The sequence below is a fragment of the Nocardia sp. BSTN01 genome (assembly GCF_015354405.1).
Taxonomy (GTDB): Bacteria; Actinomycetota; Actinomycetes; order Mycobacteriales; family Mycobacteriaceae; genus Nocardia.
The window spans coordinates 1-23,916 of sequence record NZ_JADKYP010000079.1 but is presented as its reverse complement, the minus strand read 5'-3'; the positions used below and the strand labels follow the sequence as shown (position 1 = coordinate 23,916).

Here is a 23,916-nt window from a genome sequence, read left to right as displayed (position 1 = left end):
CGCGGTCGACCTGGCCTCGCGGTTGGCAGCGCCGGATCGGCCGCCGCCCGCACCTGCCCGCGCACGGGAGCGACGGCGGCGGTCGAGCGACACCCGGATCTGGCAGTCTCCACAGACGACACGTGGCCAACCGCGGAGAACACAGTGCCGGCGACCCTTTATCCGATCTCGACGGAATCGTCGCCGGACGGGGAGACGATCCGGAACAGCAGGGCGGCCGCCTCGAACAGAGCCCAGGAGCGCGTGTCGATCTCGCCCTCCCGCGCGGCGAGCGCGGCCGTCACGTCACCACCTCGAAAGGTTCGCAGGGCGGACAGCAGGTCGCGCAGCGCCGGAATGCGATATCCGGCGAGCCGGAGCTGATGCGCGATCCGCGCATCGCGCACATCCTCCGGCGCGTACAGCCGGGCACCGCGCGCCCCGGCCCGGCGGGGAACGACCACCCCTTCCGCATCCCAGTGCCGCAATGTCGACGGCCGCACACCGAGCGCACCCGCCAGTTCCGACACCGTCATGGAGTCGGCGGGCTGCGCATCCCCGATCGGTTCCTCCGCGATCGCTTCGGCTGCTCGCTGCGCCAGTCGCAGTTCCCGGCGCTGCGCATCGAGGCGGGCGTGCGCGGCATCCACCAGCATGGGCAACCGCCGCCCGGAATGCGCCTCGCGCAGAACAACTCTCGCCTCTGCGGGCCCGATGGCCGCCGCCGTCAGCCGATATGCGCGGGCCGACAGCACATGCACCTCACCGTATGCGCGATACCCGGCCCGACCACGCTCGGCCGGGGGCAGCACACCGTCGCGTTCGAGGTTGCGCACCTGCTGAACGGAACAGCCGGCCCGCCGCGCCACGTCCACGGTCCGCAGACCAGCAGTTTTGCGACTTGCCATTAGCCGGCCTGCCGTTCTGATGGATCAAGTCTCCACAAGCACATGAATGAAACGCTAGAGCCATGGAGATCAACGAGATCATCGAATTCGTCGAAAACCTCGGTGGCGTGCTGACGCTGACACCCCGGCCCGGCGACGGCACCCCCGAAATCAGCTGGGGCGACACCTTCTTCTACTACGCCCCCGACGGCGTAGTCCCCCGCACCCAGCCCTTCGCCACCATCGTCACCAAGAACTATCCGGACGACGAATCATCCCGCCTGGACCGCCCGAACACCTTCCGTCTCAACATCTTCGCGGGCAAAGAGGCATTCACCGAGGTGACCGGCCACACCCCGCGCGACCACGCCGCGATCCCGGCCGACCCGAGCATCCCCGACATTCTGTTCCCCCACCCCGTCTACGGCGCCCAGGGCTGGCTCGCCGCAGTGAACCCGGGCCCGCACACCGCCACCACGATCACCGACCTCCTCCAGCGCGCCCACCACATCGCCCGCACCCGATACGAACGCCGAGAATCACCCGCAGACAACTGATGTCGCCATCGGCGCGGCGCCGGATTCGATAACCTCGGCCGATGACCGGCCCGAAAAAGCTCGCCGAATCCCGATCACTCGCGTTGGCCCGCCCGTTCCTCGGTAAGACGGTCGCCCTCACCTTCGACCGCCCGTACGGAAGCACCCACCCGACCTGCGGGTTCCGGTATACGACGAACTACGGGTTCGTCCCGGGCACGCTCGCGCCCGACGGCAAGGAACTCGACGCCTACTTCCTGGGCCCGACGGTCCCACTCTCCACTGCGACGGGAACCTGCATCGCGATCGTCCACCGGCTCTTCGACGACGATGACAAGCTGGTCGTAATCCCCAGCGACAGCGAGGTTCTCGACGACGACGCGATCGCTGCCGCCGTCGAGTTCCAGGAGGAGGTCGGCTGCTACGTCATCGTCCGGCCGTGACCTACTTCCCCAACCACGCCAGCGCGGCCACGACCAGCGCTTCGGTCCCGGTCCGCAGTGTGGGCTCGATGACGGGGGCGAAGGACGGCGAGTGGTTGACCGGGATGTCCTGGGCTATGCGTCCCGCCTTCGCCGCTGCCTGGAACGTTTCCGGGTCGATGCCGCCGACGCCCCAATAGGTGTAGGGCACGCCGAGAGCGTTCGGGATATCGCTGAAATCCTCACTGGCGCTCTGCCTCGGCAGTTCGACGGCGCGGTCGCCGAAATGGGTGGTGAACGCGGCCGCGACTCGGCGGGTGGTCTCGGCGTCGTTGTCGGTCACCGGGAATCGGTCGAACAGTTCGAATTCCGGGTCCTTCGGGGAGTTCGAGGCCTGGCATTCGGCGGTGACGATCCGGCGGATCGCGTCGAGAATCGTGGTGCGGGTCGATTCGCTGTAGGTGCGCACATTCAGTTGCAGCACAGCATGTTCGGAGATGACGTTGCTCTTGGTTCCCGCGGTGATGCTGCCGACGGTCAGCACCGCGGTCTCGGTCGGCGCCACCTCGCGCGAGACCACCATCTGCAGCCGCAGCACGATCATCGACGCGAGCACCACCGGATCGACGGTCGCCTGCGGCATCGACCCGTGCCCGCCGCGCCCGTAGACGGTGATCCGCATACTGTCGGCGGCCGCCAGCATCGGCCCGCTGCCCGTTCCGACGATCCCGGCCGGCGCGGGTAGGACATGCTGGCCCAGCGCGACATCGACCTTCGGCAGCAGCTCGGCCAGACCGTCCTCGACCATCCCGCGCGCCCCGTCGCCGACCTCCTCGGCGGGCTGGAACAGTGCCACGAGCGTGCCCTGCCACTGATCGGTGTGTTCGGAGAGCAGTTGCGCCGCGCCGAGCAGGCAGGTCACGTGCACGTCGTGGCCGCAGGCGTGCATCACCGGAACTTCGTGACCGCCGGCGTCGGTGGCGGAAACCGAACTGGCATAGGGCAATCCGGTCGCCTCCCGCACGGGCAGGGCGTCGATGTCGGCGCGCAGCAGCACTCCGGAGCCGTCCCCGTTCCGCAGGATTGCGACCACCCCGGTTCCGCCGACACCCTCATGCACCTCGCACCCGCACGACCGCAACTTCTCGGCTATCAGCCCGGCGGTGCGGTGCTCCTGATGCGACAGTTCCGGATCGGCGTGCAGGTCGCGGTAGAACTCGTCCTGCCACCCACCGATTCCGTCCAGCCCGGCCAATACCGCCGCTTCCTGCGCAGTCGAGGCCATTACCTCTCCTTTCGCCGTCCGTAACGCAACCGCTCCGGCCAACTCATCTGCTCCGGCAACATCCATCCCCGCCACCGCGCCAGCAGGCACAACCCCGCTCCGACCACGGTCGCCGCGATCGAACCCGCCGTCACGTGCCCGGAATACCAGATGATCACCAGTGTCACACTGGCCAGCAGCGCACACGTGGCATACAGCGTGTTACCCCCGAAAATCGTGGGCACCCGCCCCACGGCGATATCGCGAACCACTCCGCCGCCGACCGCCGTCGTCGTCCCCAGCAACACCGCCGGCAACCACCCGAGCCCGACTTCGAGCGTCTTCTGCGCGCCGACCGCCGCCCAGCAGCCCAGCGCCAGGGCATCCACCCAGGGAAACAGCCGGTCCCACAAACGGCCCTCGAACCGGAACACGAAGGCGACCAACGCGCCGAACAGGGCGGTCAGCAGGTAGGTGTAGTCGACCAGCGCCACCGGCGTCCCCCGCTGCAGCAGCGTGTCGCGGATGATGCCGCCACCCAGTCCCGATGCGGTGGCGAGGACGGCGAATCCGATCGGGTCGAAGCGGAACGTCCGCGCCACCGCCCCGCCGAGCATCGCGTTGGCGAACACACCGGTCAGATCCAGAGCGCGCAGCAATTCGGGGACGGTGTCCGACACTGCCGCCATCGACCCCGTTCCTTCCGCGATATCCGCCGCATCCGCTATCGGCACGGTACCCGCCGGTCATCGAATCGCCCGGGAACCGGTGGACCGCCGTCGCCCGACCGCCCTCGGCACGCCATTCGAAACAGCGTGAATCCTTTCCCGTGCGCGATCGCTCTCATATCCGTGCGGGCAACGGGCCCGTGGAATCGAAGGAGTCGACATGGTTGTCGCCGTCATCGCCGTGGTGGTCGCGGCCGTACTACTGTGCAGCTGCATGCTGGTCCTGCGACGGAGGCGTACCCGTGGCTGAATGCACGAGATCGGCGTGGCCCGAACAACATCTGGTCGCGGCGGCCCGCGACGGCGACGAGTCCGCCATCGCCGCACTGGTTTCCGGTTCCTATCCCCACGTCCAGCGCTTCGCCCATTCCTTGTGCGCGACCAGTCAGGACGCCGAGGACGCCGCGCAGGAGGCGATGCTGGTCCTGTTCCGCAAGATCGGCACGCTGCGGGCGGCGGGCGCACTGGCCTCGTGGATGTTCCGCATCGTGCGCAACGAGTGCTTGCGGCGGATACGCACCGCCGCGCACCGGGAACCGGACGCGGAGATCGCGGCGGCGTCGGCGGAGGACGATGTGCTGGCCCGGCTGGAAGTCGAGCGGATCGCCGGAGCGATCGCCGCCCTGCCCGCCGATCAGCGTCGAGTCCTCATCATGCGTGATGTGCAAGGACTGCCGGGCAGTATGGTCGCCCGCACGCTCGGATTGAGCACGGCGGCAATGAAATCCAGGCTGCATCGAGCGCGGGCCGCTGTGCGCGCCGAGCTGGGGATGCCGGATCGAGGGCTGCGGCCATGAAGGACGGTGCCGGACCGCAGCAGACGTTCGCCAGCCGCTCGGCCCCGGTCCATCTGGCACGCGGGGTGCTCGGGTTCGGCCTGATCGCGGCCTCGATCGCGTTGATTCCCGCCGCGGGGCCGGCCCAGAATCGAACGACAGTGCACGGAAGGACAGTGCCGGATGCGCGTGTAACCGCTACGCACCCTTCCCCATCTCTGGCCGGTCTCTCCGGATTGACAGCCGTCGGCACGCGGATTCAAGATCGACCGACAGCTGTAGAAGTACTCGCCTAGGGACGCAAAAGCTGTTGCGCCCCTGGGCGAATCTTTCGAGTATGGGTTTCGGTGAATGGTTGAGGTAGTAGCAGCGCGGCCGGAAACCTCCGGTCCGCAGCGGGAGAACCTGCGGCAGCGACGCGGGCGATCATGGTGGGGCGCGGCGGCCGCGGTGACCAGCGGCGTGCTGTTACTGGTGTGGCAGGCGGCGAAGTACGGCATCTGGCTGGTGGACGACGCCGGAATCACGTTCGCCTTCGCCCGCAGCGTGGCCGAGGGGGCGGGGCCGGTGCTGCAACCCGGGGCGCAACCGGTGGAAGGATTCTCCGATCCCACCTGGCTCGCGGTGCTGGTACTGGGCAAATGGTGCGGCCTGTTCGACTCCGGCTCCCTGTTCGGCATCCCCGATTTCGTCTTCTACCCCAAGGCGATCGCGGCACTGTGCTGCGCTGGGATCCTTCTCTGCTGTTACGTCGCCGCGCGGCGGGTGTCGCGATGGCCCGCGGTGGTGACATTCGTCACCGGCGCCGTGCTCGCCGCGATTCCGTCGTTCGTGATCTGGTGCTTCTCCGGCTTGGAGAACTCACTGTTCGCCTTGACGGCATGCGCTCTCGCCGTCCGCCTGTTCCTGGCGGTGCTGGACGAGCGATTGTGGACACCGACGGTGGCCGTGACGGCCGGTGCGATAGCGGCGTTCGCGGCGTTGACCCGCCCCGACGGCCTGATCTACCTCGCCGCGTATCCCTTGGTTTCGGTGATCCTCGTTCGCCGTGCCACCTGGCCCGGCGCCGTGCGTCACGTGGTGTATTCCGGTGTGGCGTTCGCGATTCCGTTCGGCGCGTATCTGCTGTGGCGGATCACCGAGTTCGGCCGGCTCGTCGCGAATACGGCGGTCGCCAAGAATCAGGCGATGCCCACCGTGCACGACCTGACCAGGGCCGGCGATCTGGTGCAGTATGCGGGCGCACCCGCCGTGGTCGCGGCCGTCGGCGTGGTCGGGTTCGCCCTGGCCGGGCCGGCCAGGATCCGTAACGGCCTGGTCGCCCTGCTGGTTCCGCTGACGCTGGCGATAACGGGCTACTGTGTGCTGCAACCGGATTGGATGGAGCAGTTCCGGTTCGCCACGCCGGTGTGGGCGCTCGCCGCGCTCGTCGTCGTGCTCTCGGCGACGGAGGTGCTGGCCCGGCTGCGCACCAGGGGCCGGGCGCTGGTCGCGCTGACTCTGGTCGCCGCCATGATCCCTTCCGGGGTCGCCTTGGCGGATGCCGCGCAATCCTATCGGGCCGATTCGGATATCCCGTTGTGCTGGATAGCGTTTCGCTTCGGACGCTACTTCAACGGCTACGCCGACATCCTCGATCTGCGGCAGGGCACGCTGCTGGCTCCCGATATGGGCGGAAGCGCGCTGACCTCCCGGCTGCGGCTGATCGATATGGCGGGACTCGCCGACGCACGGATCGCGGACATCTACGCGGGCAAGGCCGACATCGGCCTGTCCGACTACGTCTTCGAGGACCTGAAGCCCACCTTCGTCCACACCCACGGCGTCTGGATGCAGAACGGGCTCACCGTCGATCCGCGCATGGACCGCGACTACTACCGGATCCAGCAATCGCAGAACACGGCCAGCCCGGACGAGGACTGGGTCCGCAAGGACGTGGTGCGCGGCGACAAACAACTCGGGCAACTGCGCCGGTACTCGAGCGAGGTCCTCCCACACCTGTTGTCCGACTACCAGAAGACCGGTGACTGCGGGACGGTGCTACGACCCGGTCAGACGGTGCAGCGCAGGGAGGGGGACGCGTCCTAGGGCGACGGACGCCGTATCCCGCCCCGAATCCGACAAACCGTTACGGTTGTCCTGTGACCGGCACGTGGACCGCACTCAACCCGACGAGTGGGTCCTCCCTGCTGGCCAATTTCGGCGCGCTGGCCGTCCTGGTCGGCACCTTCGCCGAATCCGGCTTGCTGGTCGTGGGGTTCTTCCTTCCGGGCGACACCCTGATCTTCCCCGCCGGCATCCTGTGCGCGGGCGGGTCCCAATCCGGGCCCCATCTCATCTTGTGGCAGGTATTACTCTGCGCTGCAATAGGTTCGATCGTGGGCGCGCAGGCCGGGTACATATTCGGCAAGCACGGCGGCCGCGCCGTTCTCCAGCGCACATCGAACTCCCGCCTGCACACCGTCGTGGCCCGCGGCGAACGCTGGCTCGACCGGTACGGCGCGCGTCGGGCGATCGTGATCGGCCGATTCGTGCCGATGGTCCGGACGGTCATCAGCCCGGTCGCCGGTGTGCTCGACGTGCCCACCCGCACGTTCACGCTGTGGCAGATCGTCGGCGCGATCGTGTGGTCGCAGAGTCTGGTCCTGCTGGGTTATTGGCTCGGGGCGTCGGTGCCGAATGTCGACAAGTATCTGCTGCCGGCGGTCGCGGTCATCGTCGTGGTATCGATGCTGCCGCTGCTGGGGCAATTGCGCAGACGCGCATGAGGTCACCGCGGCGCATCGCCCCGCCGCGGGCGCGGCCCGATCTGGTCGAGCAGGTCGTTGACGTCGTCGCCGAAACCGTTGCCGACCGGCTTCGGCGTCTTGTTGGGAAACCGGCGCGTCACATGCTCCTCGGCCGCGGAACCCGGTAGCACGTAGACCGTTTCCGATTTGTTCTGCAAGGGACGCACCACCTCGTCCAGATGCGTTTTCCTGTCGTCGATGAAGGCGCCGATCACATCCTCACCGGCCGGGCATACGGCCATGCAGTAGCCGGCCTTGTAGCTGGGTTTGAACGACAGGCTCTGCCACATCGAGAACGACTCGCCCCTGGTCACGCGCTCGCGGTAGTCGTCGCGGCCGGCGCTGTCTGCGACGGTTTCGGCCCAGTCGGTGAAACCGCCCATGAACTCCCGATAGTTGTGGGTGTAGCACGCTTGGAAATCGAAACCACCGTCGTTGGTGATCGCGCCGACCGGGCACGCCGAGACGCACAACTTGCATTCCAGGCACGGATTGAATTCCAGCGCCGCACTCGGCTCGTCGACGACCGCGTCGGTCACCACGGTGCCGAGCAGGATGAAGTTGCCGAACTTCGGATGAATCACGTTGCGGTGAATGCCCATGACGCCCAGGCCCGCGGCCTCGGCCACCACCTTGTGCGCGAGTACCCATATCCGTCCCGGGAACTGTTCGACCTCCATCGGATATCCGGGCGCCGGATAGACCGCGCGATAGCCGGCCTCCTCGAGGGCTCGGGTGATGCGCCGCGACACCACGTTCGTCTCGTCGTCGGCATGGTTGAACTCGGCGTTGGCGAGGCTGCGCATCGGACTGCGCAGATTGTCGCGGTTCATCCGGATGCAGAACGCCACGAAGGTGCGCGCCGACGGCAGGATGCCGCGCGCGTGCTCGCGCTCCTCCGCGACCCGCTCATCGTCGACGGACACGAAGCCCACATCGTCGGCACCGGCGGCGAGGCAGATCTCCCGCAGCCGCGCGGCGTTCAGCACCGGATCCGGCGCCTTCCTCGCCTGTGCGGCATGGTGTTTCACGGTCGGATGCTCCGCGTAACGCCCCGCCCCTGTCTGCTCCCGCTCCGTTGACGACATCGCGCCCTCCTATCTCCACAAGACCTGTGACCTCGAAGAGATAGACGAATCCGGTCGCCGGAATTCATCGGCCGGTATCCGCGTCGGCGGCAGACGTTATCGAAACGCAACCGGAGTCCGGACTCGAAGATCACTGCACGGCAATGACGTTCGACGCTCAGCCCAACTGTCGCCGGACCGCGTCGACGAGCCACTCTTCGTAGCGTTCCATACTCCACCCGCCCTGCAGAACGAGCTGTTGATGACTTTCAGGCGACCAGAGGAAGGACAGCTCGTCGGCCGCGGTCTCGGGATCGGTGTCGTCTCGCGCTATTCCGCGTTCGAGCAACATGCCGATCACGGTGCGGTAGTCCTGTTTGCGGCGCGTCAGCAGTCCGGCCAGCGCCTCGGCGACGGCGGTATCGGCGTTCGCGGCGCTCAGGAACTCCGTCCACAGCACGCTGGTGCGGGCGTTGGCCGCGGCGACGAATCCGGCGGCCCCCCGCAGGAAACCCTCCTGATCGGCGATGGCGTTGACCTCGGCCGCGGCATCGCTGTCCGATACCGGCGCCTCCCCTTCCTCGCCCGCGAACGCCTGCTCGAAGGCGCCCAGCAGGAGATTGCGCTTGGGGCCGTTGGCCTTCACGGTCTCGGTCGACACTCCGGCGCGCGACCCGATATCGGACAGCGATGTGCCGCTGTAGCCGCGCTCCACGAAGCAGGCGGCCGCGGCATCGAGCACACGGCGGCGGGTGGCCGCGGCCTGTTCGCTGCGCAGGGCGGATCGATAGGTCCGTGTTGCGGTCTTGTCGCTCATCTCAATCCTAATTGACTACCCTATCAAGGTAGTGAATACTTCATCGGTGTCATCAATCTTACTTCGCTTCACACTCGGGAAGACCTGCCCATGACCTCCGTTCTCCTGACCGCCACACCCGTGCGCAGCCATGTGACGCCTCTGCTGTCCGTCGCGGAGGCGCTCATCACCGCGGGCGACCGCGTGCGGTTCCTCACCGGCGCTCGCTTCCGCGACGACGTGCTGGCCACCGGCGCCGAATTCCTGCCCCTTCCGTCCGAGGCCGACTACGACGATCGCGATATCGACGCGGCCTTTCCCGGCCGTCGCGGACTGTCGGGCCCCGCCGGCATTCGCTACGACATGATCGAGATCTTCCTCCGCCCGGTGCCCGCCCAGCTGCGAGCGGTCCGAGAGGCCATCGCCGCCGAGCCCACGGATGCCGTTCTCGCCGAGTCGATGTTCGCCGCCGCCGCGGTGTTCAGCGACATTCCGCGCGCGGAACGGCCACTGCTGGTCAATCTGGGCATTCTGCCGCTCGCCCTGAAGCATCCGGATGTCGCGCCGTTCGGTCTCGGCATCGCACCGATGCGCGGACCGCTGGGGCGCCTGCGCAACGCGGTGCTCACCCTCGGCGCGGAGAAGGGCGTATTCGCTCCCGTCCAGCGCTTCGCGAACGAAATCTCGCGCGCCGAGACCGGTCGCGCACTGCCGCGGTTCTTCCTCGACTGGCCGGCCGGAGCCGACCACATCGTGCAGTTCACCGTCCCCGAATTCGAGTACGTGCGCCGCGGCCTGCCCGACACCGTGCATTTCGTCGGGCCGGTGGCCAGGTCACGGCCGTCGGCGATCCCGGTGCCCGAGTGGTGGGACGATCTCGCCGGCCGCCGCGTCGTGCACGTGACACAGGGCACGGTCGCCACCGGCGAATGGAATCTGATCGAACCCACGGTGCGCGCATTGGCCCACGACGACGTCGTCGTCGTGGTCAGCACCGGCGGACGACCGGTCGACACCCTGCCGAACGACCTGCCCGCCAATGTGCGCGTCGCCGAATTCCTTCCCTACGACCGGTTGCTGCCGCAGACCGACGTCTTCGTCACCAACGGGGGCTACGGCGGGGTGCACTACGCGCTCGAACACGGTGTGCCGATCGTGGTCGCGGGCCGCACCGAGGACAAGACGGAGGTCAGCGCGCGGGTGGCCTGGTCCGGAGTCGGCATCGACCTGCGCACCGACAATCCCACGCCGGACAAGGTCGCCGCCGCGGTCCGCACCGCGTTGACCGACGAGCGTTATCGCTTGCGCGCCACAGAGATCGGCGACTCGATCCGTAGGTCGCCGGGTCCCGAGGCCGTGCACGGCATCATCGCCGACGCACTGCGGTCCACCAGTCGGCAGCGGGCATAGAGCAACCGATATCCGGTTATCAGGTCGAGGTGGCGCCGCCGGCTCGAAACCCGTCCTGAATCACCACGGCCGATGATCTGCGCGTCCAGCCGTGCAACCTGTGCCGAAACGATCATCGCAAGGCACCGCACATCTCACGTAGCCCCCTAGGGCCAGTTCTCTTCGACCACAACATCTTTCACTTCATCCGACCTGCACTTCCGCAGGCCGGACGGTCCCTCGCACCCGTTTTCGGGCCGCAACAGCCCACCCGACACTTACGGAGAAACCATGACAATCCCGCACGAAGCCCTCCGCGACGCGAACAACAGATCCGGCGTCGTCGATCGAAACGCTGCGTTACCGAAGATCTTTCACAACCTCGACGACCTCGCGGCGGCACTGTCCGGCGCCCTCGTCCGACCCACCGATCCCGACTGGGATCAGGCCCGCGCCGCATGGCAATTGCTGGCCGATCAACGACCGATCGCCGTGGTGAGCGCGGCGACCACCGAAGATGTGGGACTCACCGTCCGCGCCGCCGCCGCGCTCGGACTGCGCGTCGCACCGCAATCCACCGGCCACAACGCCACCCCGCTGGGCGACCTCACACGCACGATCCTGCTGCGCACCGGCGCACTCGACCGGGTCGAGATCGACGCCGACGCGCGCATCGCACATGTCGAAGCCGGCGCTCGCTGCGCCGATCTCACGGCCGCCGCGGCAGCCGCGGGCCTCGTATCGATCGGCGGTTTCTCCGCCGACGTCGGCGTGGTCGGCCTCGTGCTGGGCGGCGGTCTCGGCTGGTTCGCGCGCTCACACGGCCCGGCCCGAGCCTCGGTTCTCGCGCTCGAACTCGTGACCGGCGACGGCGTGATCCGCCGTGTCCGCGCCGGCGACGACCTGTTCGATTCGGCCCTCGCCGGCGCCGATATCGCCGTGATCACCGCCCTCACCTTGCGACTGCACGCTATCGACGATGTGGTCGCCGGCGCCCTGTTCTGGCCGATCGAATCGACCCGCGACATCTTCCACGCCTGGACAACATGGACCGCGACGATGCCGGAGACCGTGACCTCCGTGGTACGAGTACTGCGCTTCCCCGACGCGCCGGATGTCCCGCCGATGTTCGCCGGACGGGCCTTCGCGATCATCGAGGCCGTCATACAAGCCGACGCGGTGACGGCACACGAGCTGCTCGCTCCGCTGCGTGAATTATCGCCTCTCGTCGACACATTCGATCTCGTCGCACCGACGGCGCTCGCCGGTCTGCATCGGGATCCGCCGGTTCCGGTCCCGGCGCTCGGATGCAGCGCGCTGCTCCGGACGCTCCCCGCGGAGGTGGTGGACGCGATCGTCACCGCGGTGACCGACGGGCCCGCCGACACACTCACCTCGGTCGAACTGCGCCACCTCGGCGGCGCCCCCGACCGCACCGCAGCGAGCCCGACCCTCGGATCCGCGGCACTGTTGTTCGCCGTCGCCGTGATCCCCGCACCGGCCGCGGCCGAAACGGCCGCCGCCGGGTTCCAGGCGCTGACGGCTGCCGTCGCCACCGTCCGATCGGATCGTGACATCAGCAGCTTCACCGAAAGCGCGACGGCCCCGCAGCGCTTGTTCGGCTCCGACCTGCCGCGATGGGTCGCCGCGAAGGACCGCTGGGACGCCACGGATGTCATTCACGCGAATCATTCCGTGCGAAACCGTCTCGGAGACTGAATATTTCCCGTTGAATTGGACAGCCGCTTCCTCGGCTGCCGGAGGGGTGCAGCCGGGGAATTGGGCGGCGGCCGCGGGTGCCGGTTCGGCCGGCGGCGACGCGACAGCGCGCCCGGCACCGTCCGCTGTATCGCCCTTGTCGGAGTGGCCGGCCACCGCTAGGCCGTTCGGGGATCGTCCAGCGGGTAGGTGAATGCGGGAACGCCGTGCGGCATCGCACGGGCGAGGATCACCGGCTCGTTGTCACCGATCCTGACGGTGAGCCGGAAACCGTGGCGATCGTCGGAATTGTTCTGCGGTTCGAAAGCGACACAGGCGAATCCGGCGTCGGCGCGCGAGGCCGCGGCCAGCCGGTCCAGCTCGGCGGAGACCGCCTGCCATTCGTCTGTGCCGACGTATTGGCGCATCACCGAATGCCACACCACGGTCAGCGTGCCGGGCTCCACCTCGATGCCGGCGAGGAAGTCGCGAGCGCCGGTCACGGCGATATCGACGGCGATCTTCTCCGCCAGCCGCAACGCTCCATCGAGCCGGGCCGCCCGCGCCTGCTGATCCGGCCAGACGTAGGCGCGCAATGCGAGTGCGTCGCGCGGCGACAACGGATCCAACGGCGTCGGATCGCACCCGCGCCGCTCGACGACCGTGATCCGCGGATGGCGTCGCACCGCACCGGCCAGCCACTGCGGGACCGGCCCTCGCCAGGCGTCCGCGATCGTGACCGGCGAATCCTGCGGACCCCAGCCGATATCGCCACTGTCCCATCGGAAATGGTCGGCGCGCAGGTTGAGTCCGCCGCTGGCGCCCAGCTCGAGCAACCGGATCGGCAGCGGCGTCGCATCGACGGCCGCGAGCAGCCCGGCCAGCAGCGGAACGGCCCGCCCGACCTCGTTGGTCTGCGGCGGGCGAGTCAGCCAGTCGCGAATCCACTCGGCCCGATCGGCCACGACCCGCCGGAACGGATCCCACGCGCCGGCGGGATCGTGTGCGCGCACCGACACTCCCGAGCTGGGATAGAAGGGGGCGAGATCCGGTGCGGCGCCGGATAATACGAGCGCGTGCACGCCGGCCAGCAAGCGCAACGGCACCGCGGAATCGAAGTCGATGTCCTCGTAGCCCGCCAGAACCGCCGCGCAGGGTCCGCGATCGTCGATATCGCGCGCGATGTCGCGCAGCAGGGAGCCGTACAGCGGTGAACCGAGCTTGTCGCAGGCCTTGGCCTGCAGCTCGAATTGCGCTACCAGATGCATGAGTGAACTGTGCGCCCCTCCCCAGCCGTAATCAATATTGATTATGGTCAACCCATGGAGTGGATAGACACCGCCGACGCCACCGAACGGCTCGGGGTGAAACCCGCGACCCTCTACGCCTACGTCAGCCGCGGCGTGCTGAAACGCCGCTACGACCCGGTGCGGCGGCGCAGCCTCTTCGATCCGGCCGAGATCGAGGAACTGGCCCGGCGAGGCAAACCCCGCCGTAAACCCGCGCCGACCGAGATCGATATCGCCTCCCGCATCACCACCCTCGGTGCCGACCGGCCGTATTTCCGCGGTCGCGACGCCGTCGAACTGGCCGCATCGCACAGCTTCGAGGCCGTCGCCGAATGGTTGTGGGACGGCGACCTCACCGACAGCGGCCCCTGGGAAGCCTCCGACAAGGCGGTGGCAGCAGCACGCGCGACACAGGCCGGCCTGCCCGAGGGCCTGCTGCCGATCGACCGGCTGCAACTCATCGTGACCACCCTGGCCGTCGGCGATCCGCTGCGTTTCCACCGCGATCGCGCGACCGTGGTCACCATCGCCCGCGCCGCGATCGCCGGCATGATCGAGGCCCTCCCGCAACTGTCCCTCCCGGTCGGCCGATCGGCTGCCGCGATGCTCTGGTCACGACTGTCCGCCTCCGCACCCGCCGATGATGACGAGTTGCGAATACTGTGCGCGGCAATGGTTCTGCTGGCCGATCACGAGCTGGCGTCCTCCACCTTCGCGGCCCGGATCGCGGCGTCGGCGCACGCCGACCCCTACGCCGTCGTCGGCTGCGGCCTCGGAGTTCTCGGTGGGCCGATGCACGGCGGCGCCTCGCTGGCGGTGGAGCGGATGCTCGCCGACATCACCGACCCCGGCGCCGTACCCCAGGCGCTGGACGAGCGTCTGCGTCGCGGCGAACGCATTCCCGGCGCCGGCCACGCCGTCTACCGATCCGGCGACGCACGCGGCACCTACCTGATGGATGCGGTCCGCGCGCTCGCGCCGGATCATCCGGCTCTGCTTGTGGCCGAGGCGATTTCGGCCGAACTGCGGCACCGGCGCCTGCCCGCGATCAACAGTGATTTCGGACTGGGTGTGCTGGCCGCGGTGTTCGACATGATTCCCGGTGCGGGCGAAATCATCTTCGCCGTCGCGCGAACGGCGGGCTGGCTGGCCCACGCGATGGAGGAGTACGAATCCGGGACGCTCATCCGCCCTCGCGCGGTCCCACGACACCGATGACATCACGAACCGGCGATCGGACAACCGGAGCCGCTAAGATTCGAGGACATCCCCGAAGCGGCACAAGACATACAGGGAGGGCAGCGATGCGAGAGGTCTTGGTCGCCGAAGTCCGGTCGGATCCACAGCCTCGGCGCAATCAGAAGGCGCGAGCGAGTGACAACTTCTCGTTCGCGTCCGTGCCGGCGGAGGCGGAAGAACTGCTCTGGCGGACCGGCCCCGGCACCGAAGTGATCAAGTTCAGCGTGATGGTCGACGTCCGGGCCAACTACGACCAGCGCGTCCTCTCGAACATCGTCTCCGGCGGCAGAACGCGGATGCCGCTGGAACGAAAGTCGTTGTCGCGCCGCGGTTTCTACATCGCGGATCCTTACGGGGCGACGCAGGAATTCGTCGTGCAGGTCTATGCGCTGATTCCCGACTGAATCGTCGATGTCGTTACCCCTGTTCCGCTAACCTCGGCAACCGTGCCGACGTCCTTTCCCCCGATCGACCCGTACGCCGACGGCCTGCTCGAGGTCGGCCAGGACAATCAGGTGTACTGGTGCACCAGCGGCAACCCCGCGGGTCGGCCGGTGCTGGTGGTGCACGGCGGGCCGGGCAGCGGCAGCAGTCCTGGGCCACGAAAGTCGTTCGACCCGAACATCTTCCGGATCGTGCAATTCGACCAGCGCGGTTGCGGCCGGAGCATTCCGAGTGCCGCCGACCCGCATACCGACATGTCGGTGAACACCACCGAGCACCTCATCGCGGACATGGAGCGGCTGCGCACCCATCTCGGCATCGACCGCTGGCTGCTGTACGGCGGATCCTGGGGGTCGACGCTCATCCTCGCCTATGCCGAGCGGTACCCGGAGCGGGTCACCGGGATCGTGCTGGTCGGCATCACCACCACCCGGCGCCGCGAAATCGACTGGCTGTACCGGGGTGTCGCACGGCTGCTGCCCGTCGAATGGGAGCGATTCCGGGCCGGGCTGCCCGGCGACGGTGACCTGGTCGACGGTTACCGGCAGCTACTCGAACACCCGGACCCGGAGATCCGCCGCAGTGCCGCGATCGAGTGGTGCCGCTGGGAGGACGCGGTGATCGCGCACGAATCCCTCGGCAGCCCAGGGCAATACAGCGCCAAGCCGGATACGGCCATGCTGACCTTCGTCCGGATCTGCACCCACTACTTCGCGCATGCGGCGTGGCTCGACGAAGGTGTGCTGCTGCGCGAGGCCGGACGGCTGGCCGGAATTCCCGGTGAACTCATACACGGCCGCCTCGATCTCAGCGCGCCCCTGGAAACCGCTTGGGAACTGGCGAAAGTCTGGCCAGACGCCCGCCTGCACGTCATCGATGACTCCGGCCACACCGGCAGCCCCGCCATGGGCGACGCGATCGCTCGCGCCATCGCCCGCTTCGCGCAGACCGACGGCGGATAGGCCCACATGTCGGTGATCTATCGCTCCCCGAGCCGCAGCGATTGCCGCACCTTCTCGGCGCGCTGCACCTCCCTGCCGTACAGCAAGCCGTAGGTGAAGGCGTTCTCCCCGGCTAGATGCGCCTGGACACCGAGGGTGCGCACTTCGGCGCGCGCGACGACCGCGTCCTGGTGGACGCCGAGGGATTTCTGCAACTTCTTCATGCGGCGGGCCAGTTTGCGCTTGCCGGTCGCCTCGGCCGCGTAGCGGGTGCGTTTCGCAGCCTTGCGCACCTCGTGCAGGCCGCGATCGGTGCCGAGCCGGCCGATGTCGTCGACGGCACGGTCGACGCGGCGACGGGTCTTGCGCAACCCCTTCCCCTTCTTGCGGTTCAGCGGAAGTCGGTGGCTGGTTTCCAGGCAGTCCAGCAGCGCGAAATACCGTTCGCTGTTCAGCGCCTCGAGCACGTCGGTGCGGGCCGCCGATCGGCGTGGGACGAACGACTCGGTCAGCCGCCGGCGTACCTCGCCGATCACCAGTTCGTCCGGCAATGCCCTGACCTCCGCGACCAGGTGGTCGTGCAGAACCTCGAGGTCACGCATATCGCCGAGGACACCGGACAGCCACTTCAACTCGTTGCGCAGATCTCGCGAGCCCTTGAAGGCCTGCAGGATGCTGCGCAGGCGGCGACCGGCGACCCGCATCTGGTGTATCGAGTCGGGGCTGTGGCGGCGGATCAGGATGTCCTGCTCGATCATCTTGTCCGCCTGCTTGCGCATATAGCCCTGCAGACCCCGGTCGGGTGGACGCTGGGTCGTGCGGACACCGAGGACACGCAGCGCCTTCGGCGGCGCGTCCGAGGGCTTTCCCAGTCTCTTCTCGACGCTGTCGAACACATCCGGACCACCGCCGGTCAACTCGACCTCGATCTCCTCCCACGACATCACCGACGACGACTCACCGAGCGTCTGACCCGACACGCTGTCGGCGACGATCTCCGCCGCGACCGCCCCTCGATCATCGGACAGCCGCCATTTCCGCCGTTTCGTCCGAATATGCGCTACCGGCGCGAGCGGCCGCCCCCTGGTGATCCCCGCCAGCATGTCGGTCAGCTCCTGCGGCGCCGACTTGCCCCCGCGCCCCAGCGGGACCTGAATTTCCTCCCGGGTGTCCTCCCCCAGCGGCAACTTCAGATGCCACCCCGCATCGTCTCCGCCGGTCCGGCGCCGAAGCGTGATGCCCTTGTGCGCCAACCGCAGATCCGCGGTGTCGTGGTAAACAGCGTCGAGCACCTGCTCCTCGGTCAGCGGGTCGAGAGTCATACCGGGCATATCATCCAGCGGCACCCCACCCGTGATCGGCAACTGGTACTTCCGTTCCCTTTCGTTCACGTGCGTGGCCATATACCCCGGCTACCACGAATGGGCGGTTTTAGTCGTGGGGTGCTCTACCGACCGGCGGGAACGCTGTCGACACCGTGACCGCCACTCTCTGGTCCGGGCCAGGAGCCGAGCGGCAGAACTTCCAGCTTCACCCTCATCAGTGCCGCAGAATGGGCCGAAGCTCCGATCCGGAAAGGCGCCGATGACGACTCCATCGCTCACCTCCGAGTACGCAACCCTGGATGCTCTCGAAACCCGCATCCGCACGCACCGGCTCTATTCCGAGACCGACGACGACGTGAACGCCTCGGTCGCCGCTGCCTTGCGGCTTACCGGATCCGAACAGCTGATCGATATCGGCTGCGGGACAAGCGAGTTCCTCGCTCTTCTTGCCGAGCGCGGGCATACCGGCCGATTGTGCGGACTCGATACCTCGCAGTCGGCCGCGGCCGCGGCAGCTCGGCTTCCAGGCGTGGCAGGTATCCGCGCCGCAGCGGAGCGGATACCCGCTCGCGCTGGAGCATGGGATTTCCTGACAGCCCGGCACATGCTCTACCACCTCGACGACCCGCTCCGGGCCCTCCGTGAGTTTCGTCGGGTCGTCCGTTCCGGCGGCACGGTGTGTGTCGTCGTCAATCACGCCAGGGCGTGCGCGCGGACCCGCGACCTCGTCACCGCTGTCGCCGCCCGCTACGGATTTCGAGAGCCGCCGGGGATGCTCAACCGCGACGTCGACTCCGACACCGGGCCCGCCATGATGCGGGACGTCTTCGGCAACGCCGAAGTCCGAGCGTTCGACAACGCACTGGTCATCCCGGAACCCGAACCCGCGATTCGATTCGCGGAGTCGCTGTTCGCGTTCTGTGGCGTCGCACCGGGCGCGACCGGATACTCCGAGGTGCGCGCCGACGTCGAGGCAGAGTTGCGCCGCTGGTTCGCGGCCAACCCGGGCCGGCGTTGGCGAGATCCGAAGGGATACACGGTGATTACGGCGATCCGTACGTAGGCGCTTCTCCCTCGGTGACGACGACCATGTGGCCGTTCGGGCGCGGCGGTCTCCCGTGCGTGCGGCATAGCGGTCCGGCAGTCGGAGGTCCGCAACGGCCAGTCGAGCCGCGGAGCCCAGGTCATGTGACCGCAGCGCAGCGCGGATTATGCTGTCGCGGTATGAGATTCGGAGCTGATCGGACCGCACAGGTGACGAATGATCACCCCTCGGTGAGCCGGCCGCCGACATGAACGGTGTGGCCGTAGGCCCCGTCGGGCTGCCGAGCAAGGAGCGGCGGAACCTGGCGGGAGACCGCCGCGACCGGCTCGGAACGAGTGGTTTCGTCGTGCGCATCCTTATCGCGCCACAGCTGGGTCAGCCAGATCGTGTCCGGGTCGTCGAACGCTCTGTTGATGCTGTAGTGCAGCAGGCCGCTGTCGTCGCCGCCGGCGCGAAATCCGGCGAGCAGCACCGCGATCAGATCGTCACGCCGCCCGGGCAGGGCGGTCATTCGCCCGTAGACGCTGAACATGGTTCCGCTGGACATACACTTCGCCTTTCGCCTGCCCACCCTGCGTCGAGGCTACTCCGCGACGGCATTCGGGGTGTGTCTCCAAATCGCCGATATCTCCGCTGGATTCGCAACTTGAAATGGCCGCGGCATCTCCGGATGCTCTTCGCGCACGCCGCCGATCCTGTCGCGATTCACCGCTCGGCGACGCCACGCTCGCGCTGGATCGAGGACCGGACCGGCCGCTGTGGACCTTCGACCTAGCTGGCCAGCAGGTCGAGTTATTCCGCATTACGCCACGCTGTCTTCTCGCTTCCGTCCAGCGTGTTGACGAAAGCCGCTTCGACCCGGCTCTCGAAATCTTTTTGGCCATGCTGACATTCCCACTTGTATACGCACGGATCCGGCCGCGACGAGCACGAGAGCACCGACCAACCACCATGCGCGAAGGCCGAACCGGCGGTGCTCTCGTGCAGTCTTCCCTCCGCCCACCCCTACGACGATCGCCCAATCCCCGCGTGGCGTCCACCCCGCAATTCAAAGGGCTGCGGGCAGACATCGCACACCGCATCAGTTTTGCGGAGGCGGAGGTGCTTCCGGGCCAACTGGTGACGGTTGCCGGGGAAATCCGGCGGCGGGGGAAAACGGCTTCTCAGAGTTTGACGACGATCTTGCCGGTGTGAGTGCTGGATTCCATCAGCCGGTGCGCGTCGCGGATGCTGTCGAGGCCGTCGAAGACCGCGCCGACATGCGGGCGGAACACGCCGTCGCGGATGCCGGAGGCGATCCAGTGGTTGATCCGGCGGCGGCCGTCGGCGGTGACCGACAGCTCCATATTGGCGTAACCGAGAATGCGCAGCGGCCAGTTCATGGGCATGGCCATCGGGCGCTGGTCGAGCCAGCCGTAGACGACGACGGTGCCGTTACGCGCTGCGGCCGTGCTCAATTCGGCCAGTCCGGGGCCGCCGACGGCGTCGAAGATCACCTGCGCGCCGACGCCGTCGGTGATGCGTCGCGTCTCGGCCACGACGTCGGTATCAGCCGAGGCGATGACGTGCGCCGCTCCATTGTCGAGCAGGTACCGGCTCTTCTCGCCCGTTCGGGTGACCGCGATGGGGATGGCGCCGATGCGGGCAGCGGTCTGCAGTGCCGCGATACCGACACCACTCGACGCCGCGGTGATCAGAACGTGGTCGCCCGGACGCAGGCCACCGGTTTCGATCAGGCCGCCGTAGGCGGTGGAGTAGGTCAGCCAGGTGGCCGCGCCGGTGACCGCGTCGAGGCCCTCCGGGCGCGGGACCACCGACTCCACCGGCAGCACCACCCGCTCGGCGTACACCCCTGCCGAGCTCATCTCGATATTGGGCCCGGTCGAGACCTTGTCTCCCACAGCGTATTCGGTGACGTCGTCGCCGACCGCCTCGATCACTCCGGAGGATTCGTAGCCGAGCCGGGATCCCGGAAGCGTCGGCAGGTAGTAGTAGGCGCCGGCGCGGAACAAGGCCTCCGCCCGGTTGAGTCCGAGCGCTTCGATGCGAATGAGTACCTCCCTCGGTCCGGGCGCCGGCAGGTCGAGATTTTCGATGGTCAATACCTCGGGGTCACCGAGTTCGTGGAAGACGACGGTGCGTGCGGTAATCGTGTCGGTTGTCATGACATCGACGCTATTCATCAACGGAGAGATGATCTATGCGTGAAAGTCTTGCGGAAATGTCCGTTCGTCTCGATGTGATGATCCCGGCTACCATGCGGATATGGGCTTGGACGTACTCAGCGATGCCGTCGCGACGATGCGAACCGGACGTCCGCACTCCTCGCGCCAGCACAAGGCGGCCCCGTGGGGAATGCGCTTCCCCGCGTCGGACGGAACGGGATTCCATGTCGTGCTGCAAGGTTCGGCATGGTTGGTCGTCCAGAACCACGAGCCGACTCCGCTAGGCCCCGGCGATATCGTTTTCCTGCCGCACGGCCGCGGCCACGCACTGGCCAGCGATCCGTCCGCGCCGCTGCGAGCGGTGAATCCGCTGCCCGGCGGGTCGTGGCCACCACCCGCGCCCGACCCGCACACCCCGGGCGCACCCGTCACGCTATTGCTCTGCGGCGCATACCAACTCGATCGCCGGCGCGCACATCCACTGCTCACCGATCTGCCCGACGTGGTCCATCTGCGCCCCCGAGTCGGTGCGCACCGTTCCCTGCGCGCGGCGGTGGAACTGCTCGGCACAGAACTCGAGGAGTCCCAGCCCGGTTCGGACGCCATCGTCACGTCCCTGCTCGACACATTGCTGCTCTATATTCTGCGCGCCTGGTGGCTGGACACCGAGGACGACGGCACCCCTCGTAACGGCTGGGCCGCCGCCTTGGCCGATCGCCCCGTCGCCACCGCGCTGCGCGCCATTCACACGAGCCCCGAAAAGCCCTGGACCGTAGAGGAACTCGGCGCCCTCGGCGGTCTGTCGCGCGCCGCATTCTCCCGCCGCTTCACCGCCACGGTCGGCCGGTCCCCACTCGCCTATCTGACCTGGTGGCGCATGACTCTCGCCGGCCGGTTGCTCCGCTCCGCCGACACCCCGTTGCACACGGTGGCCCAACGAGTCGGCTACACCTCCGAATTCGCCTTCGCCAAGGCATTCAAGCGCGAGTACAGCACTCCCCCGGGCCGTTATCGCGCTGCTGCGCTTGATCTTTCGCGATAACAGCCGCAGCTCCGGATGGATCGCTAGTCGAAGCTGTCGTCCTCGGGCATATGCTGCGCTGCGGAGCGGCGCCGAACGAATTTGCCGATGATTGCGGCGACACCCCGATCGCACCACCGACCACGGCGCCCAACAGACTCTGCGGCAACGAATCCGACTGCGTCGTCGCGGTCGACGCGTGCCCGGATCATCTGCGGCGTAATCGATCCGGATCGCTCCCGACTGTCGGACGCACCTGCGACCGAATCTGCGGTCAAATGCACCTTTGGCGGCGCGTTTCCACGAGCGCTGGACGTCTCACCCTCTGGCGTCAACGTCGATGGTTGCGTCGGCCAACGCTTCGTCGGCACCCAGCGTCCATCGCACGGCTCCGGCACCGGCACGCCTCAGACCGGTCTCGGCGAGGTGATGCAAGCGGCCAGTGACAGCGCGGTTGAGTTCTCCGCACCGCCGATCCGGCGGCGGCCAGGGCCGCTCGGGCGGCGTCGCGCGCGGGCCCGCGGCTGTTGCCGGCCGCGGGCAGGCTGCCGCCTCAAGCGAGCGATGTGTCCAGTGGCGTCGCCCGGACAAAGTCGACGACGACTGCAGCGAGTTCTTCGCCCTTGTCCTCCTGCAGGAAATGCCCGGCGGAGGTGATGGTCACCGGTGAATGCGCTGCTGCGCCAGGGATTTTCGACGACAGCACCTTGTCGCCGCCGCGCGTGATCGGATCCGAGTCCGAGAACGCGCACAGGAACGGCCGCTCGTACGTCTCCAGAACTGCCCACGCGGCCCGGTTCGCGGGCGCGGCAGGATCCTCCGGACTGGTCGGAACCAGGAGCGGGAACTGGCGGGCGCCCTGCTTGTAGGTGTCATCGGGGAAGGGGGCGTCGTAGGCAGCGATCACCTCGGCAGCGAGCTCGGTCTGGCAGGCGCCGTTGACGATCTTCCCGGCTCGGAAGTCGGGGGTGTCCTGGCTGAAGCGCTGCCAGGCGAGGAACGCGTCGCCGGGATGACGGTCGCCGGTCGGCAAGAACGTATTCGCCGCGACCACGCGCGCGAAACGCTCGGGGTGTTCACCGACCAGGCGCAGCCCGATCAATCCACCCCAGTCCTGGCATACGAGGGTGATCCGGTCGAGGCCGATGGCTTCGACCGCCGCCCACGTCCAATCGACGTGCGCCTGATAGGTGTAGTCGGCGCGGTCCGCCGGCTTGTCGCTGCGGCCGAATCCGACGAGATCGATCGCGATCGCCCGCAGCCCGGCCGAGACCAGGACCGGGATCATCCGCCGGTACAGATACGACCACGACGGTTCACCATGCAATAGCAGCACGACCTCACCCTCGGACCGGCCTTCGTCAAGGTAGTGCACCCGCAACGTCGTCCCGTCGCCCGCCTGCACCTCGACGTAATGCGGTTCGAACGGGAAGCCGGGCAGCCCCGTGAAGCGTTCGTCTGGCGTTCTCAATATCCGCATGGCTTAATCCCTTTCGTCGCAGCTAGCCGCCGTTGCTGTACACCCGAGTCGGTTCGACCAGGACCGCTGCGCGCCGCTCCGCCGCCATCACGCGGTCGTACTCGTCCCAGTCGTCGTGCTCACCGCCTGCGGCCGTGAACACGTCACGAAGCAGCCGGCGCAACCCCTCGGCGTCGATCCACGGCTGCGGATCGTCGGGCCCGACGATCCGAGCCCGCCCCTCCACCGTCGCCCATGCCCAGCCTTGCCGGAACGTGGCGCTCACCTGCGGTCGAGCGCGAAGATTCGCGAGCTTCACCTTGCCGTAGGTAACGAACCCCAAAACTGGCTCACCCGTCGAGGGATGAGCCAACAGCCCCACGTTGACCAGCGTCGACTGAATGGTCTGATCGGATCTCAGGGTGGAGACGACGGCAAGCCCCTTCTCGGCACGACCGAGTTCCACCGCCTGTTCCAGTGTGGTCATCACATCTCCCGTGGTTGGGTGCTCCGATCCTCGCACGGCCCATTGTGCGCTTGGTGAACAGCGCGAATGGTGGCGACTTCACGAAGTTGGGCTGGAACTCGCCCCGCGCGGTGCCTGCTGGGCATCGGGGCTGAATTTTCCGTGCAAACCTCGACGAGAATGCGAGAAAA

General features: G+C 67.7%; 23 protein-coding genes. 12 read left to right on the top strand and 11 right to left on the bottom strand.

Annotation, left to right across the window (positions count from 1 at the left end; translation table 11 throughout):
* Positions 1–158 precede the first annotated feature (158 nt).
* On the bottom strand, positions 159–887 hold the full coding sequence (locus IRT45_RS33460) for a MerR family transcriptional regulator (protein WP_194809795.1): 729 nt from the start codon (positions 885–887) through the stop codon (positions 159–161).
* A 62-nt stretch (positions 888–949) separates the two neighbouring features.
* On the opposite strand from IRT45_RS33460, the gene IRT45_RS33455 reads away from it, so the two are divergent.
* Together IRT45_RS33455 and IRT45_RS33450 are read left to right on the top strand one after the other, a co-directional pair.
* A complete protein-coding gene (locus IRT45_RS33455; RefSeq protein WP_194809794.1) occupies positions 950–1,423 on the top strand; it encodes a DUF6194 family protein in 474 nt (157 codons plus the stop codon).
* A gap of 41 nt (positions 1,424–1,464) precedes the next feature.
* Positions 1,465–1,845 (top strand): inorganic diphosphatase, encoded by a 381-nt coding sequence (locus IRT45_RS33450; protein WP_194809793.1) that lies wholly within the window; start codon positions 1,465–1,467, stop codon positions 1,843–1,845.
* A 1-nt stretch (position 1,846) separates the two neighbouring features.
* Here IRT45_RS33450 and IRT45_RS33445 read toward each other — a convergent pair whose 3' ends face one another.
* On the bottom strand, positions 1,847–3,109 hold the full coding sequence (locus IRT45_RS33445) for a M20 family metallopeptidase (protein ID WP_194809792.1): 1,263 nt from the start codon (positions 3,107–3,109) through the stop codon (positions 1,847–1,849).
* Positions 3,109–3,777, bottom strand: a complete 669-nt coding sequence (locus IRT45_RS33440; protein ID WP_194809791.1) for a trimeric intracellular cation channel family protein — start codon at positions 3,775–3,777, stop codon at positions 3,109–3,111. Before IRT45_RS33440 ends, IRT45_RS33445 begins: the two co-directional genes overlap by 1 nt.
* A gap of 281 nt (positions 3,778–4,058) precedes the next feature.
* Between IRT45_RS33440 and IRT45_RS33435 the strand changes: the two genes are divergently transcribed.
* From IRT45_RS33435 to IRT45_RS33425, 3 genes are all read left to right on the top strand, one after another.
* Entirely contained in the window at positions 4,059–4,613 is a 555-nt protein-coding gene (locus IRT45_RS33435) for an RNA polymerase sigma factor (protein ID WP_194809790.1), read from the top strand.
* Between the two features lie 330 nt (positions 4,614–4,943).
* Complete coding sequence (locus tag IRT45_RS33430; protein ID WP_194809789.1) at positions 4,944–6,680, top strand: hypothetical protein; 1,737 nt, start codon at positions 4,944–4,946, stop codon at positions 6,678–6,680.
* A gap of 53 nt (positions 6,681–6,733) precedes the next feature.
* Entirely contained in the window at positions 6,734–7,360 is a 627-nt protein-coding gene (locus IRT45_RS33425) for a DedA family protein (protein WP_194809788.1), read from the top strand.
* A gap of 2 nt (positions 7,361–7,362) precedes the next feature.
* Here the strand turns inward: IRT45_RS33425 and IRT45_RS33420 are convergent, their stop codons facing one another.
* On the bottom strand, positions 7,363–8,469 hold the full coding sequence (locus IRT45_RS33420) for an epoxyqueuosine reductase (RefSeq protein ID WP_194809787.1): 1,107 nt from the start codon (positions 8,467–8,469) through the stop codon (positions 7,363–7,365).
* Positions 8,470–8,626: 157 nt separating this feature from the next.
* On the bottom strand, positions 8,627–9,265 hold the full coding sequence (locus IRT45_RS33415; RefSeq protein WP_194809786.1) for a TetR/AcrR family transcriptional regulator: 639 nt from the start codon (positions 9,263–9,265) through the stop codon (positions 8,627–8,629).
* Positions 9,266–9,355: 90 nt separating this feature from the next.
* Here IRT45_RS33415 and IRT45_RS33410 point away from each other — a divergent pair, with 90 nt between their 5' ends.
* Positions 9,356–10,654, top strand: coding sequence for a glycosyltransferase (locus tag IRT45_RS33410; RefSeq protein WP_194809785.1), 1,299 nt, complete (start codon positions 9,356–9,358; stop codon positions 10,652–10,654).
* 270 nt (positions 10,655–10,924) lie between these two features.
* Positions 10,925–12,352 carry an FAD-binding oxidoreductase gene (locus IRT45_RS33405; RefSeq protein ID WP_194809784.1) on the top strand — a complete coding sequence of 476 codons (1,428 nt, stop codon included), beginning with the start codon at positions 10,925–10,927 and terminating at the stop codon, positions 12,350–12,352.
* Between the two features lie 158 nt (positions 12,353–12,510).
* On the opposite strand, the gene IRT45_RS33400 is transcribed toward IRT45_RS33405, so the two are convergent.
* Positions 12,511–13,599 (bottom strand): DUF2332 domain-containing protein, encoded by a 1,089-nt coding sequence (locus IRT45_RS33400; RefSeq protein ID WP_194809783.1) that lies wholly within the window; start codon positions 13,597–13,599, stop codon positions 12,511–12,513.
* A gap of 54 nt (positions 13,600–13,653) precedes the next feature.
* Here IRT45_RS33400 and IRT45_RS33395 point away from each other — a divergent pair, with 54 nt between their 5' ends.
* The 3 genes from IRT45_RS33395 to pip all read left to right on the top strand — a co-directional run bounded on the left by IRT45_RS33395 (position 13,654) and on the right by pip (position 16,265).
* On the top strand, positions 13,654–14,838 hold the full coding sequence (locus tag IRT45_RS33395) for a citrate synthase (protein WP_194809782.1): 1,185 nt from the start codon (positions 13,654–13,656) through the stop codon (positions 14,836–14,838).
* 86 nt (positions 14,839–14,924) lie between these two features.
* Positions 14,925–15,263, top strand: a complete 339-nt coding sequence (locus tag IRT45_RS33390; protein ID WP_194809781.1) for a hypothetical protein — start codon at positions 14,925–14,927, stop codon at positions 15,261–15,263.
* Positions 15,264–15,305: 42 nt separating this feature from the next.
* A complete protein-coding gene (pip, locus tag IRT45_RS33385; protein WP_194809780.1) occupies positions 15,306–16,265 on the top strand; it encodes a prolyl aminopeptidase in 960 nt (319 codons plus the stop codon).
* Positions 16,266–16,282: 17 nt separating this feature from the next.
* Here pip and IRT45_RS33380 read toward each other — a convergent pair whose 3' ends face one another.
* Positions 16,283–17,647, bottom strand: coding sequence for a CYTH and CHAD domain-containing protein (locus IRT45_RS33380; RefSeq protein WP_194809779.1), 1,365 nt, complete (start codon positions 17,645–17,647; stop codon positions 16,283–16,285).
* Between the two features lie 181 nt (positions 17,648–17,828).
* Here IRT45_RS33380 and IRT45_RS33375 point away from each other — a divergent pair, with 181 nt between their 5' ends.
* Positions 17,829–18,632, top strand: a complete 804-nt coding sequence (locus IRT45_RS33375; protein WP_194809778.1) for a class I SAM-dependent methyltransferase — start codon at positions 17,829–17,831, stop codon at positions 18,630–18,632.
* A gap of 202 nt (positions 18,633–18,834) precedes the next feature.
* Here the strand turns inward: IRT45_RS33375 and IRT45_RS33370 are convergent, their stop codons facing one another.
* Positions 18,835–19,161, bottom strand: coding sequence for a putative quinol monooxygenase (locus IRT45_RS33370; protein ID WP_194809777.1), 327 nt, complete (start codon positions 19,159–19,161; stop codon positions 18,835–18,837).
* Positions 19,162–19,777: 616 nt separating this feature from the next.
* Entirely contained in the window at positions 19,778–20,779 is a 1,002-nt protein-coding gene (locus IRT45_RS33365) for a zinc-dependent alcohol dehydrogenase family protein (RefSeq protein ID WP_194809776.1), read from the bottom strand.
* A 100-nt stretch (positions 20,780–20,879) separates the two neighbouring features.
* On the opposite strand from IRT45_RS33365, the gene IRT45_RS33360 reads away from it, so the two are divergent.
* Positions 20,880–21,821 (top strand): AraC family transcriptional regulator, encoded by a 942-nt coding sequence (locus IRT45_RS33360; protein ID WP_228535805.1) that lies wholly within the window; start codon positions 20,880–20,882, stop codon positions 21,819–21,821.
* A gap of 532 nt (positions 21,822–22,353) precedes the next feature.
* Here the strand turns inward: IRT45_RS33360 and IRT45_RS33355 are convergent.
* Both IRT45_RS33355 and IRT45_RS33350 read right to left on the bottom strand, forming a co-directional pair.
* Entirely contained in the window at positions 22,354–23,280 is a 927-nt protein-coding gene (locus tag IRT45_RS33355; protein WP_194809775.1) for a haloalkane dehalogenase, read from the bottom strand.
* 22 nt (positions 23,281–23,302) lie between these two features.
* The gene (locus IRT45_RS33350; protein ID WP_194809774.1) at positions 23,303–23,746 is read right to left on the bottom strand and encodes a TIGR03618 family F420-dependent PPOX class oxidoreductase; all 444 of its coding nucleotides are present in this window, start codon (positions 23,744–23,746) and stop codon (positions 23,303–23,305) included.
* Positions 23,747–23,916: the final 170 nt, after the last annotated feature.

Bases quoted from the DNA above. Each gene is read 5' to 3' on its own strand.
- IRT45_RS33460 (WP_194809795.1), bottom strand. From the start codon at position 887: ATGGCAAGTCGCAAAACTGCTGGTCTGCGGACCGTGGACGTGGCGCGG.
- IRT45_RS33455 (WP_194809794.1), top strand. From the start codon at position 950: ATGGAGATCAACGAGATCATCGAATTCGTCGAAAACCTCGGTGGCGTG.
- IRT45_RS33450 (WP_194809793.1), top strand. From the start codon at position 1,465: ATGACCGGCCCGAAAAAGCTCGCCGAATCCCGATCACTCGCGTTGGCC.
- IRT45_RS33445 (WP_194809792.1), bottom strand. From the start codon at position 3,109: ATGGCCTCGACTGCGCAGGAAGCGGCGGTATTGGCCGGGCTGGACGGA.
- IRT45_RS33440 (WP_194809791.1), bottom strand. From the start codon at position 3,777: ATGGCGGCAGTGTCGGACACCGTCCCCGAATTGCTGCGCGCTCTGGAT.
- IRT45_RS33430 (WP_194809789.1), top strand. From the start codon at position 4,944: ATGGTTGAGGTAGTAGCAGCGCGGCCGGAAACCTCCGGTCCGCAGCGG.
- IRT45_RS33420 (WP_194809787.1), bottom strand. From the start codon at position 8,469: ATGTCGTCAACGGAGCGGGAGCAGACAGGGGCGGGGCGTTACGCGGAG.
- IRT45_RS33415 (WP_194809786.1), bottom strand. From the start codon at position 9,265: ATGAGCGACAAGACCGCAACACGGACCTATCGATCCGCCCTGCGCAGC.
- IRT45_RS33410 (WP_194809785.1), top strand. From the start codon at position 9,356: ATGACCTCCGTTCTCCTGACCGCCACACCCGTGCGCAGCCATGTGACG.
- IRT45_RS33405 (WP_194809784.1), top strand. From the start codon at position 10,925: ATGACAATCCCGCACGAAGCCCTCCGCGACGCGAACAACAGATCCGGC.
- IRT45_RS33400 (WP_194809783.1), bottom strand. From the start codon at position 13,599: ATGCATCTGGTAGCGCAATTCGAGCTGCAGGCCAAGGCCTGCGACAAG.
- IRT45_RS33395 (WP_194809782.1), top strand. From the start codon at position 13,654: ATGGAGTGGATAGACACCGCCGACGCCACCGAACGGCTCGGGGTGAAA.
- IRT45_RS33390 (WP_194809781.1), top strand. From the start codon at position 14,925: ATGCGAGAGGTCTTGGTCGCCGAAGTCCGGTCGGATCCACAGCCTCGG.
- IRT45_RS33380 (WP_194809779.1), bottom strand. From the start codon at position 17,647: ATGGCCACGCACGTGAACGAAAGGGAACGGAAGTACCAGTTGCCGATC.
- IRT45_RS33375 (WP_194809778.1), top strand. From the start codon at position 17,829: ATGACGACTCCATCGCTCACCTCCGAGTACGCAACCCTGGATGCTCTC.
- IRT45_RS33370 (WP_194809777.1), bottom strand. From the start codon at position 19,161: ATGTCCAGCGGAACCATGTTCAGCGTCTACGGGCGAATGACCGCCCTG.
- IRT45_RS33365 (WP_194809776.1), bottom strand. From the start codon at position 20,779: ATGACAACCGACACGATTACCGCACGCACCGTCGTCTTCCACGAACTC.
- IRT45_RS33360 (WP_228535805.1), top strand. From the start codon at position 20,880: ATGGGCTTGGACGTACTCAGCGATGCCGTCGCGACGATGCGAACCGGA.
- IRT45_RS33355 (WP_194809775.1), bottom strand. From the start codon at position 23,280: ATGCGGATATTGAGAACGCCAGACGAACGCTTCACGGGGCTGCCCGGC.
- IRT45_RS33350 (WP_194809774.1), bottom strand. From the start codon at position 23,746: ATGACCACACTGGAACAGGCGGTGGAACTCGGTCGTGCCGAGAAGGGG.